General features: G+C 74.2%; 14 protein-coding genes and 2 pseudogenes. 9 read left to right on the top strand and 7 right to left on the bottom strand.

Annotation, left to right across the window (positions count from 1 at the left end; all coding sequences use genetic code 11):
• Window positions 1–573: 573 nt before the first annotated feature.
• Genes ACFYZF_RS28545 through ACFYZF_RS28555 form a run of 3 tightly spaced genes read right to left on the bottom strand, consistent with a single transcriptional unit; the run spans window position 574 to window position 3,634 of the window.
• Window positions 574–1,524, bottom strand: a complete 951-nt coding sequence (locus tag ACFYZF_RS28545; RefSeq protein WP_387025936.1) for a VWA domain-containing protein — start codon at window positions 1,522–1,524, stop codon at window positions 574–576.
• On the bottom strand, window positions 1,521–2,543 hold the full coding sequence (locus ACFYZF_RS28550) for a DUF58 domain-containing protein (RefSeq protein WP_387025937.1): 1,023 nt from the start codon (window positions 2,541–2,543) through the stop codon (window positions 1,521–1,523). The genes ACFYZF_RS28545 and ACFYZF_RS28550 overlap by 4 nt, the downstream gene beginning before the upstream one ends.
• Window positions 2,522–3,634 carry an AAA family ATPase gene (locus ACFYZF_RS28555; protein ID WP_387025939.1) on the bottom strand — a complete coding sequence of 371 codons (1,113 nt, stop codon included), beginning with the start codon at window positions 3,632–3,634 and terminating at the stop codon, window positions 2,522–2,524. Before ACFYZF_RS28555 ends, ACFYZF_RS28550 begins: the two co-directional genes overlap by 22 nt.
• Before the next feature lie 238 nt (window positions 3,635–3,872).
• Between ACFYZF_RS28555 and ACFYZF_RS28560 the strand changes: the two genes are divergently transcribed.
• Genes ACFYZF_RS28560 through ACFYZF_RS28570 form a run of 3 tightly spaced genes read left to right on the top strand, consistent with a single transcriptional unit; the run spans window position 3,873 to window position 6,173 of the window.
• Window positions 3,873–4,103: a hypothetical protein gene (locus tag ACFYZF_RS28560; RefSeq protein WP_387025941.1), complete on the top strand. Its 231-nt coding sequence runs from the start codon at window positions 3,873–3,875 to the stop codon at window positions 4,101–4,103.
• A gap of 22 nt (window positions 4,104–4,125) precedes the next feature.
• Complete coding sequence (locus ACFYZF_RS28565; RefSeq protein ID WP_387025942.1) at window positions 4,126–4,698, top strand: PH domain-containing protein; 573 nt, start codon at window positions 4,126–4,128, stop codon at window positions 4,696–4,698.
• Window positions 4,695–6,173 (top strand): PH domain-containing protein, encoded by a 1,479-nt coding sequence (locus ACFYZF_RS28570; protein ID WP_387025944.1) that lies wholly within the window; start codon window positions 4,695–4,697, stop codon window positions 6,171–6,173. Before ACFYZF_RS28565 ends, ACFYZF_RS28570 begins: the two co-directional genes overlap by 4 nt.
• Before the next feature lie 121 nt (window positions 6,174–6,294).
• On the opposite strand, the gene ACFYZF_RS28575 is transcribed toward ACFYZF_RS28570, so the two are convergent.
• Window positions 6,295–7,365, bottom strand: coding sequence for a phosphatase PAP2 family protein (locus ACFYZF_RS28575; protein ID WP_387025946.1), 1,071 nt, complete (start codon window positions 7,363–7,365; stop codon window positions 6,295–6,297).
• 60 nt (window positions 7,366–7,425) lie between these two features.
• Between ACFYZF_RS28575 and ACFYZF_RS28580 the strand changes: the two are divergent.
• Window positions 7,426–7,815, top strand: a pseudogene (locus ACFYZF_RS28580) (thioesterase family protein); the annotation flags it as partial.
• 92 nt (window positions 7,816–7,907) lie between these two features.
• Window positions 7,908–8,738, top strand: a complete 831-nt coding sequence (locus ACFYZF_RS28585) for an MBL fold metallo-hydrolase (protein WP_387025948.1) — start codon at window positions 7,908–7,910, stop codon at window positions 8,736–8,738.
• Window positions 8,739–8,748: 10 nt separating this feature from the next.
• Here ACFYZF_RS28585 and ACFYZF_RS28590 read toward each other — a convergent pair whose 3' ends face one another.
• A complete protein-coding gene (locus tag ACFYZF_RS28590) occupies window positions 8,749–9,195 on the bottom strand; it encodes a MarR family winged helix-turn-helix transcriptional regulator (protein ID WP_387025950.1) in 447 nt (148 codons plus the stop codon).
• A 77-nt stretch (window positions 9,196–9,272) separates the two neighbouring features.
• Between ACFYZF_RS28590 and ACFYZF_RS28595 the strand changes: the two genes are divergently transcribed.
• On the top strand, window positions 9,273–10,577 hold the full coding sequence (locus tag ACFYZF_RS28595) for a multidrug effflux MFS transporter (protein ID WP_387025952.1): 1,305 nt from the start codon (window positions 9,273–9,275) through the stop codon (window positions 10,575–10,577).
• Between the two features lie 29 nt (window positions 10,578–10,606).
• Here the strand turns inward: ACFYZF_RS28595 and ACFYZF_RS28600 are convergent, their stop codons facing one another.
• Entirely contained in the window at window positions 10,607–11,542 is a 936-nt protein-coding gene (locus ACFYZF_RS28600) for a carbohydrate kinase (RefSeq protein WP_387025954.1), read from the bottom strand.
• 479 nt (window positions 11,543–12,021) lie between these two features.
• Here ACFYZF_RS28600 and ACFYZF_RS28605 point away from each other — a divergent pair, with 479 nt between their 5' ends.
• Window positions 12,022–13,134, top strand: a complete 1,113-nt coding sequence (locus ACFYZF_RS28605) for a lytic polysaccharide monooxygenase (protein ID WP_387025956.1) — start codon at window positions 12,022–12,024, stop codon at window positions 13,132–13,134.
• Between the two features lie 63 nt (window positions 13,135–13,197).
• On the opposite strand, the gene asnB is transcribed toward ACFYZF_RS28605, so the two are convergent.
• Window positions 13,198–15,159, bottom strand: coding sequence for an asparagine synthase (glutamine-hydrolyzing) (asnB, locus tag ACFYZF_RS28610; protein WP_387025958.1), 1,962 nt, complete (start codon window positions 15,157–15,159; stop codon window positions 13,198–13,200).
• Window positions 15,160–15,270: 111 nt separating this feature from the next.
• Between asnB and ACFYZF_RS28615 the strand changes: the two genes are divergently transcribed.
• Window positions 15,271–16,752 carry an aminopeptidase P family protein gene (locus ACFYZF_RS28615; RefSeq protein WP_387025959.1) on the top strand — a complete coding sequence of 494 codons (1,482 nt, stop codon included), beginning with the start codon at window positions 15,271–15,273 and terminating at the stop codon, window positions 16,750–16,752.
• 293 nt (window positions 16,753–17,045) lie between these two features.
• A pseudogene (locus ACFYZF_RS28620) lies at window positions 17,046–17,913 on the top strand (hypothetical protein); the annotation flags it as partial.

Raw genomic sequence — 17,913 nt, forward strand, 5'->3', positions numbered from 1 at the left:
CCCCCCTCTGCTCCGCTGATCCACGTCGGTGGGCAGCCTAGGCGTTACCGACAGGTAAGCGCTAACGGCGGGGCGCGTCGCCCGCCCCCTGGCACCGCCCGGGGACCACCGGGCGAGTGCGGGCGGGCGGGTGCCCGGGTGTACGATGATCAGCGTTCCGGACCAGGCCGACCGCAGGAGGTGATCGCTGTGCGAGATAGCGATCCTCCCAGTCGTGGCCGGGCCGATCGTCAGCCCCGCTGAGCCACGACTCAGCAGGTGAGCTGACCCAGCTCCGCTCCCCGCCGTCCGCCCCCGCCCGCCGGCGAGGGGGGCCGCGCCGCGTCGTCCGATGGAGACGGCGCCGGGAGCCCCCGGTCACGACTTCGTGTGCGCGTCCTGCCTACCCCTGCGGTCCCGCGACAGCGCGGACCGTCGAGCCGCCACCGGAGCCTTCCCATGAGCCGTTACGTCGCCCCCCTGGGCTTCACCCTCGCCGCCGTCTGGGTGGCCGTCGTCTTCGTCCTCACCTCCGCCGGCCACTGACCGCCCGGCCCACGCCGACCCCCACGGGTCGACGCGGGCCGGGGTCGGTCAGATCAGGCGGGAGGACCACAGGAGACTCGTGGCGCCCGCGCAGAGGGCCAGCAGCAGCGCGATCCCGGCGTACCACTGGGTGATCTCGCGGGGCTCGGTGCGGAACCCGATCGAGCTGCCCATGTCCTGGTAGACCTGCTTGAGTTCGCTGACCGAGGCCGCCTCGTAGAAGTACCCGTCGGTGGTCTCCGCCAGGTCGGCCAACGCCAGTCGGTCCACCGGCACCCGCTGGAGCTGCCCGCCGATGTCGACCTGGCCGGCGTCGGTGCCGAAGGCGATGGTGGAGACCGGCACGTTGGCCGCCTGCGCGGCGGCGGCGGCCTCCTCCACCGACCGCCCGGAGGTGCGGAAGCCGTCGGAGAGCAGCACGATCCGGGCCGGCGGGATCCCCGCCGCGCCGTCGGCCGGCACCGACCGGATCGCCTCCAGGCAGGTGAACACCGCCTCGCCGGTCGCCGTCGCCTCGGCCAGCACCAGCCCGTCGATCGCGCTGGTCACCGCGTCCCGGTCCTTGCCGGGCGGCACCAGCACGTTCGCCGACTTGGCGAACGAGACCAGGCCGAGGTTGTAGCTCTCCGGCAGTTCGCCGACGAACTGCTTGGCCGCCTCCTGGGCGGCCTCCAGCCGGTTCGGCGACACGTCGTCGGCCTGCATGGACAGCGAAACGTCGATGGCCAGCATGACGGTTGCCCGCTCCAGCGGCTCCCTGGTGTCGATCGCCGGCCGGGCCAGGGCGGTGGACAGCACCAGCAGGCAGAGCAGGAACGCCACCGCCGGTACGTGCCGGCGCCAGCCCAGCCCCTTCGGCGCCAGGGTGCGCAGCAGGTCCACGTTGGTGAACCGCATCGCGTACGCCCGGCGGTGCAGCTGCCGCCACACGTACAGCGCGGCGAGGGCGAGCACCGGCAGCACGGCCAGCAGCCACCACGGTTGCAGAAAACGGATCATCGTGTCGTCCCCCGGGTGCGGGCGTGCCGCTGAGCGGCGACGAAGCGCACCATGTCGAGCAGCCAGTCGGTGTCGGTCCGCAGTCGCAGGTGGGCCGCTCCGGCGGCGCGGAGCTGGGCGGAGATCTCCGCGCGCTGGGCGGTGGCGGCCTCGGCGTACCGGCGGCGCAGCCGCGGGTCGGCGGTCTGCACCTCGTGCAACTCCCCGGTCTCCGGGTCGACCACCGGCAGCACCCCCACGTCGGGCAGCTCCAGCTCGCGCGGGTCGACCACCTCGATCGCCAGCACGTCGTGCCGGACCCGCAGCTTACGCATCGGCCGCGCCCACTGCGGCGGCGGCGCGAGGAAATCGGAGATGACCACCGCGACCCCCCGCCGGCGGGGCGGCCGGTTCAGCATGTCGACCAACGCGCCCAGGTCGCTGCGCCCGGGCCGGATCTCGGTGCCGGCGATCGCCCGCAGCAGCCCCTGCGCCTCCTTCCGCCCGGACCGGGCGGGCAGCCGGACCGGCCGGCCGGGGCCGGGCGGCGGCGTGCCCCGGCGGCGTCCGGCCGGGGCCGCCGGAGCTGCGCCGCTGCCGACCACCGCCCCGATCCGGTTGCCGCCGCGCACGGTCAGGTGGGTCAGCGCGGCGGCGGCGGCCACCACCACGTCCCGCTTCAGCCATTGGCCGGTGCCGAAGTCCAGGCTCGCGGACAGGTCCACCGCGAGCCAGGTCTCCAGCTCCCGGTCGGCGACCGTGCGCCGCACGTGCGGCGTCGTCGTGCGCGCGGTCACCGGCCAGTCCATCCGGCGCACGTCGTCGCCCGGGCGGTACTCGCGCGACTCCCCCGCCTCGCTGCCCGGACCGGGCAGCAGTCCGGCGTAGTCGCCCTGGAGCAGGCCGTCGAGCTTGCGGGTGACCATGAGCTGGAGCCGGAGCAGCAGCGCGTCGCTGCGGGCGGCGGCGGGTGAGGGCGACCACCGCGTACCCCCGGTGGGGGTGGGGGTGGGTGAGGTCACGGCCGCTGCCCGGGCCACCCGGCGGCCGGCGGGGCGCCGTTCGGGGTGGCCTGCTGGCGCGGGGCCACCGACGGCAGCGGGATGGTCGACATCACCCGGTGCACCACGTGGTCGGCCGGCACGTCGTCGGCGAGCGCGTCGTAGCTGAGCACCAGCCGGTGACGCAGGATGTCCGGCGCGATGTCCTGCACGTCCTGCGGCAGGGCGTAGTCCCGGCCACGCAGCAGCGCCAGCGCCCGGGCGGCCCGGACCAGTCCGAGCGAGGCGCGCGGGCTGGCGCCGTACTGGATCAGTTGCGCGACGTCGGGCATGCCGTGCTCGGCGGGGGCGCGGGTGGCCAGCACCAGCCGAACCGCGTAGTCGACCAGCGCGTTGTGCACGAAGACCTGGTCGGCCTTGCGCTGCAGGGCGATCAGGTCCTCGGTGTCGAAGACCCGCGTCGACTGCGGCGGGGTCACCCCCATCCGGTACACGATCTCCCGCTCCTCGGCGTCGGTCGGATACCCGACGACGATCTTCATCAGGAAGCGGTCCCGCTGCGCCTCCGGAAGCGGGTAGACGCCCTCCTGCTCGATCGGGTTCTGGGTGGCCATCACGAGGAACGGGTCCGGCACCCGGTGGGTCTGGCCGCCGATGGACACCTGCCGCTCGCCCATCACCTCCAGCAGCGCCGACTGCACCTTTGCCGGGGCCCGGTTGATCTCGTCGGCGAGCAGGAAGTTGACGAAGACGGGGCCCAGCTCGACGTCGAACTTCTCGCTGGACTGCCGGTAGATCCGGGTGCCCATGATGTCGGCGGGAACCAGGTCCGGGGTGAACTGCACCCGGGCGAAGGACCCGCCGACCACCTTGGCGAGGGTCTCCACGGCGAGGGTCTTCGCCACCCCGGGCACCCCCTCCAGCAGACAGTGCCCCCGGGCGAGCAGCGCCACGAACATCCGCTCGACCATCCGGTCCTGGCCGACGATCACCCGCTTGATCTCGAACAGCGCGCGCTCCAGTAGCGTCGCGTCCTGAGCGGGGGTGGTCGTCGGCGGCGCCGACGTCGGGGGGGTGTCCGGCGCGCTGCCGTTCGGCGTCGGGGTGTCGGGCGTGGTCGGCTGGGCCACCGGTCCTCCACAGCATGATCGATTGTCGCGGCGTGGTGCGTGTCAAGACTCGCATGCCCGGCTGAGTGCCGAGGCGGGGAGAAGCCGTTTTCCGCCACGCCGTCCCCCCGTCCCGAATCGCCGGTCACGGGTTTACACCAGGGGGTCCGGCGTGTGTACCATTCACCCCGTCGCCGGGCGGCTCCCCCCGTGGCCGCCCGGCGCTCAGACTTCCCGCCGCGCGCCTAGACTGGCCCGGATGAGCCTCCCCCTCCCCGCCGACGCGGCACCGATCTGCTCGGCCCGAGGCTGTCGCGCGCCCGCCGAGTGTGCGCTGCGCTGGAACAATCCCCGCCTGCACACCGCCGACCGGCGCAAGACCTGGCTCGCCTGCGCCGACCACCGGTCCTCACTCGGCGACTTTCTCGACGCACGCGGCTTCCTTCGGGAGGTCACGCCACTCGCCGGATCGCCTACGCTCGACTGGTGAACGCGCAGAGCGGACCCTCCCGGTGACCGGCGACCCCGTCGGCGGCCCACCGGCCGTCCCACCCGGCCCGCACCCCGCGCCGCCGCCGGCCCCGGCCTGGTCGACGCCGGGCCCGCTGGAGCCATGGCCGGACACCGTGCGATGGCAACCGGTGTCCGGCGAACTGATCTGGGTGGAGCTGCTGCGGCTGGCGGCGCTGCTCGGGGTGCTGCTGCTGGGTCTCGCCGTCGGTTGGGCGTTGAGCGGGCACTGGCTGTTCGGTGCCGCCCTCGGCGCGGTCGTGCTGGCCGGCGCGTGGCGGGTCGTCACCATCGTGCGCGCGGTGCACGCCTGGGGGTACGCCGAGCGCGAGAACGACCTCCTGGTGCGACACGGGCTGCTGGTCCGCCGGCTGTCCATCGTGCCGTACTCGCGGATGCAGTTCGTCGACGTCAGCGCCGGCCCGCTGGAGCGGGCCTTCGACCTGGCCACGGTGCAGCTGCACACCGCCGCCGCGGCCAGCGACGCCCGGGTGCCGGGGCTGCGCCCGGCGGAGGCGTCCCGGCTGCGCGACCGGCTCACCGCGCTCGGCGAGGACCGCGCGGAGGGCCTGTGAGCCAGGGCCAGCACGACACCGACCCCCACTCCTCGCAGTTCCCGGCCCCCGTGCCCGCCGCGCCAACCGCCGGCCCCCCGCACGGGCCCGAGGTGGCCGTCGCCCCGCCCGGCGGGCCGGGGCAGCAACTGCCTGACCAGCGGGCCGGGGGCGGGGAGCCCCGGCAGCGGTTGCACCCGCTGAGTCCCGCGCTGCACGGGGCCAAGTCGCTGGTCGTGGTCGTCGCCGGGCTGTCCTGGTCGACCCTGTCCCGGGTCGGCTTCGGCTGGTTCGCGGCGATGGTGACCGTGCTGGCCCTCGGCGCGACCGTGCTCGCGGTGGTCAGCTGGTACAACACCGGCTACCACGTGGTCGGCCGCGAGCTGCGGGTGTACGAGGGCCTGCTCTGGCGGCGTACCCGGGCCATCCCGCTGGAGCGCCTCCAGGCCGTCGAGGTGGTCCGCCCGCTGCTCGCCCAGCTCACCGGGCTGGCCGAGCTGCGGCTGGAGGTGGTCGGCGGCGGGAAGACCGAGGCGCCGCTGGCGTACCTGGGGGTGGCCGAGGCCGCCGCCCTGCGGCAGCGGCTGCTCGCGCTCGCCGGTACCGGGGCCGCCCCCGGCCCCCGGCCGGCGACCACAGCGACGGACGGACCGGGGGTGGAGCACCCGGCCTCGCCGGTCCCGCCGGGGCGGGCGCTGCACGACGTGTCGAACCGGGACCTGCTGGTCGGCCAGCTGCTCACCCCGCAGGCGCTCCTGCTCCCCCTCGGCGTGGCCTTCGTCGTGGCCCAGTTCCTCTCCGAGGACTCCTGGTCGTTCATCGCGGTGGCGAGCACGCTCACCGCGATGGCCGGCGTGCTGCTCCAACCGGTACGCCGCGTCCTCGACGACTGGAACTTCCGGCTGGCCAGAGACGAGGGCACCCTGCGGATCCGCAACGGCCTGCTGGAGACCCGGGCGCAGACCGTGCCGCTGAGCCGGGTACAGACGGTCGGGGTCACCTGGCCACTGCTCTGGCGCGCCAAGGGCTGGCTTCGGCTGCGGCTGGAGGTGGCCGGTTACGCGGCCGGCGAACCGGACGACCGCAACCGGCCCGACCGGCTGCTGCCGGTGGGCGACGCGCACACCGGGGAACGGATCGTGACGGAGGTGCTCCCGGGGGTGCGGCTGAGCGGGCTGGCGACGAGCCTCCCGCCGGCCCGGGCCCGGTGGCTGCGCCCGCTGAGCCGCCGGGCCGTCGGCGCCGGGCTCGACGAACGGGTCTTCGCCGCCCGGTCCGGGCTGATCACCCGGCAGCTCACCGTCGTGCCGTACGCGCGGATCCAGAGCGTGCGGGTGACCCAGGGCCCGGCGCAGCGGCGGCTGCGGCTGGCGACCGTGCACGCGGACACCGCGGGCGGCGCGGGCGCCTCCGCCCTCGACCGCGACCTCGCCGAGGCGTGGTGGCTGGCGGCGGAGCTGACCGCGCGGGCGCACGCCGCCCGCAACCCCGGCTGAGCCGGCCCACCACGCGGCCGAACACCGGCCGCAACGGGCCCGGCGGCAGCCAGCGCAGGACCCTCAGCGCGCGGCCGGAACACCGGCCGCAACAGGCCCGGCGGCAGCCAGCGCAGGACCCTCAGCGCGCGGCCGGGACCGCCGGCGGATCGGCGGCGGGACCGACCGGCTCGGGCCCCCCGTCGCCCGGCTCCGGACCACCCGGCCCCCCGTCGGCCGGCGCCGACGCGACCGGTGCCCGGCGCGACCGGCGGGCCGCCCACCAGCGCTCGGCCAGGCCGACCACGAGGAAGGTCATCCCCACGTACGCCCAGCCGACCAGCACGTCGATGACGTAGTGCTCGCCGGAGTAGACCAGGGTGAAGGTCATCGCCAGCGGGTACGCCAGCAGCAGCGGCCACCACCGGCGGCGGGTCGCCCTCAGGAAGAACAGCACCACGAACAGTGCCCACGCGGTGTGCAGCGACGGCATCGCGGCCACCGGGTTGGAGGCGATCTGCCCGGCGTTGAGCAGGTTGCCCGCGCCGTGCATGCCGAACGCCTTCCAGCCCCGGGTGGAGATCCGGGCCACCTCGGTGAGCAGGCCGTTCTGCGCCGCCCACCAGGGCGGGGCGGCCGGGTAGAGGAAGTACGTGACCAGCCCGGCCGCGCAGAGGAACCCGAAGCGCCGCATGTACGCGGCCCACCGGCCCCGGTTCCGCATCCAGAGCACCGCGGCGGCGGCGAGGGTCACCACGAAGTGGGAGAAGTAGACCCAGCTGGCGACCACGTCCCACCAGCGCACCTCGGGCCGGTAGAGGTGCTCCTGCAACCAGACGGTCGGCACCTCGCCGCCGGTCGCCCAGCCGAACATGAACCGATCCGCGACGATCAGCTCCATCGCGTGCGGGGTGGCGCCGTTGTCGGCGAACCCCCGGGACAGGTTGTAGGCCGCGAGGAACAGCACCACCGGCACCCAGTCGCGGGCGAACAGCAGGTGGGTGCGCCACGGGCGGTGCGAGTTCCAGGCGACGGTGGCCGCCCAGATCCAGAGGAACGCGTACGCCGGGTCGGTGGGCAGGCCGATGCCGAGCCAGCCGACCACGAAGGCGACGGCCCAGACCGACATGGCGATCACCCGGCGGCGACCGCCGTCGGGCGGCGCGGGCGGTCCGGCGGGGGCGGGGGTCTGTGGGTCAGTCACGACGGCCATCGCCGTCCAGGTTAACGGCGGCACCACGACCCGCCGACGGCGACCACCTAGGCTGGGCGCATGCAGGAGCTGTCGGAGCAATCCCTCGCGCCGGGCCTGTCGGCCCGGGTCGAGCTGACCGTGACCGACGCCGACACCGCGCGGGCCCTCGGCTCCGGCGACGTGCCGGTGCTGGGCACGCCCCGGGTGCTGGCCCTGATCGAGGCCGCCACGGTCGCGGCCACCGCCGACGGGATGCCGCCGGGCCGGACCAGCGTCGGGCTCCGGGTCGAGCTGGACCACCTGGCCCCCACCCCGGTCGGCCGCACGGTGGCGGCGCACGCCCGGCTCGCCACGGTCGACGGGCGACGGCTGCGGTTCGAGGTGAGCGTCACCGACGGCGCGGAGACGGTCGCCCGAGGGCTGGTGGACCGGGTGCTGGTCGACCGGCAGCGCTTCGTCGAGCGGGCCGGCGGGACTCGGCCCGGCTCCCCGGCCGGCGGGGGGCCCTCCGACGCGCCGGCCGGCGGTCGCTCCGGTGACCGCGCGGCGACGGCCGGGTCGTGACGCTGCGGTTCGTCGAGGTCGCCGACGGGGTGCACGTGCTGCGGGAGCCGCTGCTCGACGTCAACGTCACGCTGGTCGTCGGCGACGGCGGGGCGCTGGTGGTGGACACCCTCTCCACCGCCGGGCAGGCCGCCGAGCTGGCCGCCGCAGCCCGCGCGGTCACCCCGCACCCGTGGACGGTGGTGAACACCCACCACCACTTCGACCACTGCTTCGGCAACGTCACGCTCGCCGCCGACCCGGCCCGCCCGGTGTACGCGCACGAGGTCGCCGCAGCGGCGCTGCGCGAGCGCCCCGACGAGCTGCGCCGGGCGGCGTACGAGGAGATGCGCGGCGAGCGGCCGGGGCTGGCCGCCGAGCTGGCCGGCACGGCGCTGCTGCCCCCGACGCATGTCGTTCGCCGGGAGACGGTGCTGGACGTCGGGGGCCGGCGGGTGCTGCTGCGCCATCCGGGGCACGGGCACACCGACGCCGACCTGATGGTGCACGTGCCGGACGCGGACGTGCTGGTCGCCGGGGACCTCGTCGAGCAGGGCGGGCCGCCGGCGTTCGAGGAGTCGTACCCGTTGCAGTGGCCGGACGCGGTGGCCGAGCTGCTGCGGCTGACCACCCCGGGCACGGTCGTCGTGCCGGGGCACGGCGAGCTGGTCGACCCGGAGTTCGTCCGGGCCCAGCACGGCGAGCTGGTCGAGCTGGCCCGGCTGATCCGGGCCGGCCACGCCGGAGGCGCCCCGCCGGAGCGGGTGGCCGCCGAGGCCCCCTTCGGTGCCCGCGCCGCCCTGCTCGCGGCCCGCCGGGGCTACGCCGAACTCGACGGCGCCGGCTGACCCGACCGGGTCAGTCGCCGGGGGTGATGAGGGCAGCCAGGCGGGGCAGGTGGGGCAGGGCCTCCGCCAGGGCCCGGCGGGCGGCCGGGTCGAGGGCGGCGAGGGCGTCGGCGAGCAGCTCGGCGCGGTGCCGCTCGTAGTCGGCCATCCGCTGCCACGCGGCGTCGGTGAGGCGCAGCAGGACCAGCCGCCGGTCGCCCGGGTCGCGCTCGCGGTGCAGCAGCCCCGCGCCGGCCAGGTCGCCGACCAGGGTGCTCACCGTGTTCGGCGCGGTGCCCAGCCGCCGGGCCGTCTCCTTGACGCTGATGTCCGGGTGGGCGCGGACCACCAGCAGCAACTCCACCTGCGCCTCCGGCAGCGCCGGCCGGTTGGCCCGCCGCACGGTCGAGCGGCGCAGCAGCCGGTGCAGCTCCGCCACGGCGGCGCCGAGCCGCGCGGGGGTCTCGTCGGTGGACACGAGTCACCTACTTCACAGCGCAATATCTCTGATGACAGAGCTAAGGTTACCCGGATCCGACTTCTTCTGGGGGCCTCGTGGCACGTGTGGTGCAGTCGACCGGCAGTCCCACGCCGGTCACCGGTCGGCGGGGCTCCGGCGTCCCGGCACCCGGCGGGCAGACCGCGGCGCCCGGGGCGCCGGTCCCGGGGGCCGGGGCCGCCGGCCGGGGCACCGGGATCGGGCTGCTGGTGCTGCTCGGGGCGCTCACCGCCGTCGGCCCCCTCTCGCTGGACATGTACCTGCCGGCGTTCCCGGCCATGGCCGACGAGCTGGGGGCCAGCCAGGCCCAGATCCAGCTCTCGCTCACCACCTGCCTGATCGGCATGGCCCTCGGCCAGCTCGTCACCGGCCCGCTCAGCGACCGGTGGGGCCGCCGCCGGCCGGTGCTCGTCGGCCTCGTCGGGTACGCCCTGCTGGCCCTGGTCTGCGCGGTCGCCCCGAACGCCGGCACGCTCGCCGCGGCCCGCTTCGTGCAGGGCTTCGCCGGCGGGACGGGCGTGGTGGTGGCCCGGGCGATCGTCCGCGACCTGTACGCCGGCCGGGCCGCCGCGAAGTACTTCTCCCGGCTCACCCTGATCTTCGGGGTGGCCCCGGTGGCCGCGCCCGGCGTCGGCAGCCTGGTGCTGCGGTTCGGGTCCTGGCGGGCGGTCTTCGTCACCCTCGCGGTGATCGGCCTGCTGCTCGCCGCCGCGGCGGCCTGGCGGCTGCCCGAGACGCTTCCCGCCGAGCGGCGCAGCACCGGGGGCGTGGCCGGCACCGCCCGGACCATGCGGTCGCTGCTGACCGACCGGGTCTACCTCGGGTACGTGCTGACCCAGGGGCTTGCCTTCGCCGCCCTGTTCGCGTACATCTCCGGCTCGCCGTTCGTCTTCCAGGACGTGTTCGGCGTCTCCAGCGGCACGTTCAGCCTGATCTTCGGCCTCAACGCGCTCGCCCTGGTCGCCGCCGGGCAGGCCAACGCCCGGCTGCTCGACCGGTTCAGCCCGCGCGTCCTGCTGGTCGCCACCCTGCTGGTCGGCGCCGTGGCCGCCGTGGGCGTGCTGACCGGCGCGGCGGCCGGCGGCCTGTGGCCGCTCGCCGTGGCGTTGTTCGTCTTCGTCGGCACGATCGGCATGGTGATGCCCAACAGCACGGCGCTGGCGCTGGACCGGCACGCCAGCCACGCCGGCACGGCCGCCGCGCTGTTGGGGGCGCTCCAGTCGGTGATCGGCGCGCTGGCCGCGCCGCTGGTCGGGCTGGGCGGCGAGGGCAGCGCCGTGCCGATGGCGGCGGTACTGGCCGGCGCCGCCGCGCTCTCCCTGGCCGCCGTGCTCACCCTGGCCCGGTCCGCCGACCGCTGACGCCCGCGCCGGACAGCTTCCACGCCGGGTCAGCCGGCGAAACGGCGCAGCACCTCGGCGCGGGTGGGCATGGCCACCGCGCCGCCCGGGGACTCGCAGACCAGGCCGGCGACCCGCAGCGCGAACGCGACCCGCCGGTGCCAGTCGGCCGGGTCGGTCGGCTCGCCGTCGACCAGCAGGTCGGCGACGAGCGCGCCCATCACCGAGTCGCCGGCGCCGGTGGCGTCCACCGCGCGCACCCTGGGCGCGGGCACGCGTACCGGATCGGCGCCTGCGGCGGCGACCACCGCGCCGGCCGGGCCGAGGGTGACCACCACGGTCGCCGCCCCCAGTTCGCGCAGGTACGCCGCGACCCCCTCGACCGGCTCACCGGGGTAGAGCAGCTCGGCGTCTGCGGTGCTCAGCTTGACCAGATGGGCGGAGGCGGCGAACTCGGCCACCGTCTCGCGCAGCCCGGCCAGCGCGGCCGGGCCGTCGAGCAGCCGGGGCCGCACGTTCGGGTCGAAGACCCGCAGCCCGCCCGCGGCGGACCAGGCCCGGCGGGCGGCGGCCAGCACGGCCGGGCACAGCAGCACGATCGACCCGCAGTAGAGCACCTCGGCACCCTCGACCAGGCCGACGTCCAGGTCCTCGGCGGTGAGCAGCCCGTACGACGGTGGCTCGCCGTAGAAGCGGAATTCCGGCTCGGCGCCGGAGTGGGTGGCCACCGCGAGCGCGGTCGCCACGGGCACGGTGACCGCCCCGTCGAGCCCGACCCCGGCATCGGCCAGGAAGGCGCGGATCCGGTCGGCGAGCACGTCGTCGCCGAGCGAGCCGACGAACTGCACGCGTCCGCCGAGCCGAGCCACCCCGACCGCGACGTTGAGCGGCCCGCCGCCGATCGCCTGGCGGAACACGGGCCGGCCGTCGCACTCCGCGTCGAGCAGGTCGACCAGTGCCTCGCCGAGCACCGCCGCGTATCCCATCTCGGGCCCCTCCGTCCGCACCGCTCGCCGACTGTTCGTGTCGCACCAGGCTGGCACAGTACGCGCCATGATGAGCACCGAAGCCACCGTGTCGGCCTACCGGGCGGCGTTGGAGGCGAGGGACTCTCGTCCGCGAGGTCACCGAGTTCCGGCCGGAACCCTACGAGCCGCCGCCCGGCCGCGAGCACCTCGCCGAGCGCTACTGACACATCGAGCAACGGCTATTGCGCGCCGTCGGCATCCCGTGGTGGGATGACGCTTGCCGGGCGGTGCGGGGGCTGCCGTACCGCCGGCGCCGGGTTCACATCCACGCGAGGGCACCGGTCCGCGAGCCGGACCGCCGACGGCGCACGCGCCGGCCATCCACGCCGGGGCGCATCCGCCGCGACCGTCGTATCCGCGTCGCAGCGGGGCAGGCGGCACTGCCGCCCCGCACGTTGCCCGCGGGGCGCCCGCGTCCCGCGAGTCAGGAGAACCCCGTGACCCGTTCCCGTACGGCCGCGCTGCTCACCGCGGTCGCCACCCTCGCCGCGGGCGCCGTCGCCCTGGTGGCCGGCCCCGACCCGGCCGCCGCCCACGGCACCCCGATGACCCCCGGCAGCCGGACCTACCTGTGCTGGAAGGACGGCCTCAGCCCCACCGGCGAGATCAAGCCGATCAACCCGGCCTGCACGGCGGCGGTCGCCCAGAGCGGGGCGAACTCGCTGTACAACTGGTTCAGCGTGCTGCGCTCCGACGCCGGCGGCCGGACCGTCGGCTTCATCCCCGACGGCAAGCTGTGCAGCGGCGGCAACCCCGGCTACACCGGGTACGACCTGGCCCGCACCGACTGGCCGCTGACCCACCTGACCGCCGGGGCCCGGCACAACTTCAAGTACAGCAACTGGGCCCACCACCCGGGCACCTTCTACTTCTACGTGACGAAGGACAGTTGGAGCCCGACCCGGCCGCTGGCCTGGGGCGACCTGGAGGAGCAGCCCTTCCTCACGGTGACCAACCCGCCGCAGAACGGAGGGGTGGGCACCAACGAGGGGCACTACTACTTCAGCGGCAACCTGCCGTCCAGCAAGAGCGGCCGGCACATCATCTACTCGCGCTGGGTCCGCTCGGACAGCCAGGAGAACTTCTTCGCCTGCTCCGACGTGACCTTCGACGGGGGCAACGGCGAGGTCACCGGGGTGGGCAACGGCGGCTCGCCCAACCCGACCACCCCGCCGCCGAGCCCGACGACTCCCCCGCCCAGCCCCACCAGCCCCCCGCCGAGCCCGACCACCCCGCCGCCGCACAGCGGGGACTGCATGGCGGTCTACAAGGTGACCGGCGCCTGGTCCGGCGGTTTCCAGGGCGAGGTGACGATCATGAACCACGGCGCGACGTCGTTCGCCGGCTGGAAGGCGACGCTGACCTGGCCGAGCGGGCAGGCCATCCAGAGCCTGTGGAACGGCTCGTACACCACGTCCGGGTCGACCACCACGGTGACGAACGCGGCCTGGAACGGCACGGTCGCCCCGGAGGGGACGACCGCGTTCGGCTTCGTGGCCAGCACCACCGGGACGAACGCCCTGCCCACGGTGAGTTGCGCCCGGGCGTGAGCCCGCCCGGGTGAGCGGAGGCCCCCTGCCACGCAAGCAGCGGCAGGGGGCCTTCTCACCGGCTCAGCGGACCATGGAGCCGACCACCGGCTTGGTCAGCAGCGCGGACTGGTTGCGCTGGATGCCCGGGTCGAGCGTCTTGGCCACGAAGATCGCGTGCCAGATGCAGAAGATCAGCACCGTCCACACCTTGCGGGAGTGGTCGGCCTCCTCCCGCTTGTGCTCCTCCAGCAGCCGCATCGCGTACGACAGGTCGATCAGCTCGCCCGCGCCGGAGTTGGAGATCACCCAGCGGGCCCACTCGTACATCTCGCCGCGCAGCCACACCCGCGTCGGGGTGGGGAAGCCGAGCTTCCTGCGGTTGACGATGGCCGGGGGCACCACGCCCTGGAGGGCCTGGCGCATGGCGTACTTGGTGGCGTCGGAGCGCGGTGGGAGCTTCAGGTCCACCGGGATGGTGGCTGCCACGTCGAACACCGCGCGGTCCAGGAACGGCACCCGCACCTCCAGCGAGTGCGCCATCGAGATCCGGTCGGCCTTGACCAGGATGTCGCCGCGCAGCCAGGTGTACAGGTCGACGTACTGCATCTTGGTGACGTCGTCGAGCTCGGTGCACTCGGCGTAGATCGGGGCGGTGACGTCGGTGTAGCGCACCGAGGGGTCGTAGCGGCGCAGCAGGTGCTGCTTCTCCTCCTCGGTGAACATCCGGGCGTTGCCGTAGTAGCGCTGCTCGATCGGGGTGGTGCCGCGCTCCAGGAAGCTCTTGCCCTTCACCCCCTGCGGGATGGCCTTCGAGACCGCGCGCAGGCCCTTCTGCACCCCGCCGGGCAGGCCGTTGACCGTGCCGAGGGAGAGCGGCTCCCGGTAGATGGTGTACCCGCCGAAGAACTCGTCGGCGCCCTCGCCGGAGAGGACCACGGTGACGTGCTCGGCGGCCTTCTTCGCCACGAAGTACAGCGGCACCAGCGCCGGGTCGGCGACCGGGTCGTCCAGGTGCCAGACGATCTTCGGCAGCGCGTCGATCATGTCCTGCGGACCGATCTTGGTCGGCATGATGGTCACGTCGAGGTGCTGGGCCGACTCCTGGGCGACGTCGATCTCCGAGTACCCGGGGACGTCGTAGCCGACGGTGAAGGTGAGGATGTGCGGGTTGAACTCCCGGGCCAGGGCGACCACGGCGGTGGAGTCGATGCCGCTGGACAGGAACGAGCCGACCGGCACGTCCGAGCGCATGTGCACCCGGACGCTCTCGCGCAGCGTCTCCCGGATCTCGTGGTAGAGCCGCTGCTCGTCGCTGACCGGGGCCGGCCGGAACACCGGCCGGTACCACCGGCGCACGTCGATCCGGCCGCCCGGGGTCCAGGTCAGGTACTCCCCCGAACCGATCCGGTTGATCCCCCGGTGCAGGGTGCCGGGCTCCGGAACGTACTGGAGGGTCAGGTAGTGGCTCAGGTTCGCCGGGTCGATCCCGGCGTCCCCGGCGTACGCGGACTGCGCGAACGGCAGCAGCGCCTTCTTCTCCGAGGCAAGGTAGAGCCCGTCGGCGGTCTCCAGGTAGTGCAGCGGCTTGATGCCGAAGTAGTCGCGGGCGCCGAACGCGCGGCGCTCCTGCCGGTCCCAGATCACGAACGCGAACATGCCGCGCAGCCGGGTGAGCACCTGCTCGCCCCAGAAGTGGTAGCCGGCGACGATCACCTCGCCGTCGCCGGCGGTGGCGAACTGGGCCCCGTAGGTGCGCACCAGCTCGTCGCGCAGCTCGATGTAGTTGTAGATCTCGCCGTTGAAGGTCAGCAGGTAGCGTCCGCCCGCGTACGGCAGCGGCTCGTGGCTGGACGCCACGTCGATGATCGCGAGCCGCTTGTGCCCGAACACCCCGTCCGCGTACTGGCCGGTCGCGTCGCCCACCACCTCGACACCTGTCTCGTCCGGTCCGCGGTGGTGCAGGCACTCCAACGCCCCCGCGATGTGGTCGCGGTGGGCGGCGGCGTTGCCGTTCGCGCTGAAGAAGGCCAGGAGTCCGCACATGCCGGTCATCTTTCCACGCGGCCGGGACGGACGTCGCAGGCACCGCAGGCACTCCACATCCGCGCGCGAGGGGTAGCGTCTGGGCCAACGGCGTGCCGGAGGGAGCGGATCATGAGCGAAAAGCGGGCGGGCGACCAGCCTACGGACGGCACCGAGTCACACGACCCGGATTTCCCGGAGGCGTTCCTGTCGTTCATGCGCCAGGGCTGGCGGGACACGGCCCTTCCGGTCGGCCCCCGGGTGGAGGTGCCCAACCACGCCAAGCGGCGGGCCGCGCTCTCCGCGGCCTTCCCGGGCGAGACGCTGGTGATCCCCACCGGCGAGGAGAAGGTACGCGCCAACGACACCGAGTACCGGTTCCGGCCGGGCAGCGACTTCGCGTACCTGACCGGTGACCACGACCCGGACGGTGTGCTGGTGCTGCGCCCGAACGGCTCGGGGCACGACGCCACCCTGTACACGCGGCCCCGGTCCTCCCGGGAGACCGACGAGTTCTTCCGCAGCCGGCACGGCGAGCTGTGGGTGGGCCGGCGGCACACCCTGGCCGAGAAGTCGACCGAGCTGGGCCTGCCCACCGCCGACCTGACCGAGCTGGACGCGGCGCTGGCCGAGCTGGCGCCGGGGCGTACCCGGGTGCTGCGCGGCTTCGACGCCCGGGTGGACTCGGCCGTGCGCCCGTACGACGGGCCGCGCGAGGAGGGGCAGCCCGCCCGGGACCGGGAGCTGGCGATCGCGATCTCCGAGGCCAAGCTGGTCAAGGACGAGTGGGAGATCGCCCAGCTCCAGGACGCGATCGACGCCACGGTGCGGGGCTTCGAGGACGTGGCCCGGGTGCTGCCGGCCGACCGGGCGGTCTCCGAGCGGCTGCTGGAGGGGATCTTCGCGCTGCGCGCCCGGCACGACGGCAACGACGTCGGCTACGGCTCGATCGTCGGGGCCGGCGAGCACGCCACGATCCTGCACTGGGTGCACAACCACGGCGTCACCCGGCCGGGCGAGCTGCTGCTCATGGACATGGGCGTGGAGAACCGCAACCTCTACACCGCCGACGTGACCCGGGTGCTCCCGGTCGACGGCCGGTTCACCCCGCTGCAGCGGCAGGTCTACGACATCGTGTACGCCTCCCAGCAGGCCGGCATCGACCTCATCAGGCCGGGGGTGCAGTTCAAGGACGTCCAGCTGACGTGCATGCGGGTGCTGGCCGAGGGCCTGCACGACCTGGGCCTGCTGCCGGTGAGCGTGGACGAGGCGATGGACGAGAAGTCGACGGTCTACCGCCGGTGGACGCTGCACGGCTTCGGGCACATGCTCGGCATCGACGTGCACGACTGCGCGAACGCCCGCAAGGAGACGTACCGCGACGGCGCGCTCGGCGAGGGCTACGTGCTCACCGTCGAGCCGGGGCTGTACTTCCAGCCGGAGGACGAACTGGTCCCCGAGGAGCTGCACGGCATCGGCATCCGGATCGAGGACGACGTGCTGGTGACCGCGACCGGCGCGGTCAACCTCTCGGCCGGGCTGCCGCGCCGGGCCGACGAGGTGGAGACGTGGCTGGCCGAGCAGCGCGAGGCGGGTCCGCGCCTGCCTGGCTGATCCTCAGGTACGACCACGGCGGGCTCCGCCGCCGGTACGCGACGTTTCGACCGTCGACGCACCGGTGGCGGGGCCCGCCGCCGTTTCCCCCTGCGGCACCTTCGTGCACGGCATCACCCGACTGCGGACTCCCGCCCGATCCGAGAACAATGCGGGGTTTTTTCGGATACGTCCTCCTCGTGAAGAACGTTCTCATACGGTGGGGATCAGAAGGCTGCAACCGATTTGTAGCTGGTCGCGCCCCTTCGGGCGGTGCGGCCCCGTCTGGTAGCAGGAAAGGGCGGCAGGTTCTGATGTCCAACGACGAAACGACTCCCGGCGGCGGGGTGCACGACACCCCGCCGGCGAAACGACGGCGGGCTCTCTGGGTCGCCACCGGCGTTGCCGGCCTGACCGGCGTCGTCGGTCTGGCGGCGCTCGGCGGACTGGCCACCCGCGAAGACAAGTCCGACGACGCGAACCGACTGTCGGATCAGCACTCGGCCACCGCGAAGCAGAACGTCAGCGACGCCGGCCGGGCCGACGAGGAACGCGGCAAGGAGAGCGGCGGCCAGGATTCCGGCAAGCAGGACGACCGGAGCGGTGCCGAGTGGTCCGGCCAGGACGACTGGTCAGGCAAGGACCGGGACGGCCGGGATGAGCGTGACGAGGACGGCCGGGTCCGTGAGGTGCCCTGCGACGACGACGCGCTGGTCGAAGCGGTGGTACGGGCCAACAACGAACTCGGCGGCACGCTGAAGCTCGCCCGGGACTGCAAGTACGAGCTGAGCGACCACGACCGCAAGAACGGCTCCGCCCTGCCCACGATCCGCCAACGGATCACCATCAAGGGCGACAAGTCCATCATCAAGCGCGACTCCAGCGACGCCTTCCGCATCTTCACCGTCGGCGAAGGCGGCGAACTCACCCTCAAGGGCGTCACCGTCAAGGACGGCAACGCCGCCCGCGAGAAGAAGAAGGAACAAGAACCCTGGCCCACCACACCCGACACACCGAAGACCGACACCCCGGCTACCGGTGAGGCAGCGCCGGCCGCCGCGCCGGTCGCGCCGGTCGCGCCGGCCATGCCGGTGGTGCCGGTGGTGCCGGTCGCGCCCGGTGGGTCGGGTGAGGGTTCGCCCGGCACCTACGACGACGGCGCCGACGGCGGCGCAATCCTCG

The organism is Micromonospora sp. NPDC001898 (genome assembly GCF_042891255.1).
Taxonomy (GTDB): domain Bacteria; phylum Actinomycetota; class Actinomycetes; order Mycobacteriales; family Micromonosporaceae; genus Micromonospora.

Coding starts and splice junctions, on each gene's coding strand:
- ACFYZF_RS28600 (WP_387025954.1), bottom strand. CDS start 11,542: ATGGGATACGCGGCGGTGCTCGGCGAGGCACTGGTCGACCTGCTCGAC.
- ACFYZF_RS28575 (WP_387025946.1), bottom strand. CDS start 7,365: ATGGCCGTCGTGACTGACCCACAGACCCCCGCCCCCGCCGGACCGCCC.
- ACFYZF_RS28560 (WP_387025941.1), top strand. CDS start 3,873: ATGAGCCTCCCCCTCCCCGCCGACGCGGCACCGATCTGCTCGGCCCGA.
- ACFYZF_RS28545 (WP_387025936.1), bottom strand. CDS start 1,524: ATGATCCGTTTTCTGCAACCGTGGTGGCTGCTGGCCGTGCTGCCGGTG.
- ACFYZF_RS28615 (WP_387025959.1), top strand. CDS start 15,271: ATGAGCGAAAAGCGGGCGGGCGACCAGCCTACGGACGGCACCGAGTCA.
- asnB (WP_387025958.1), bottom strand. CDS start 15,159: ATGTGCGGACTCCTGGCCTTCTTCAGCGCGAACGGCAACGCCGCCGCC.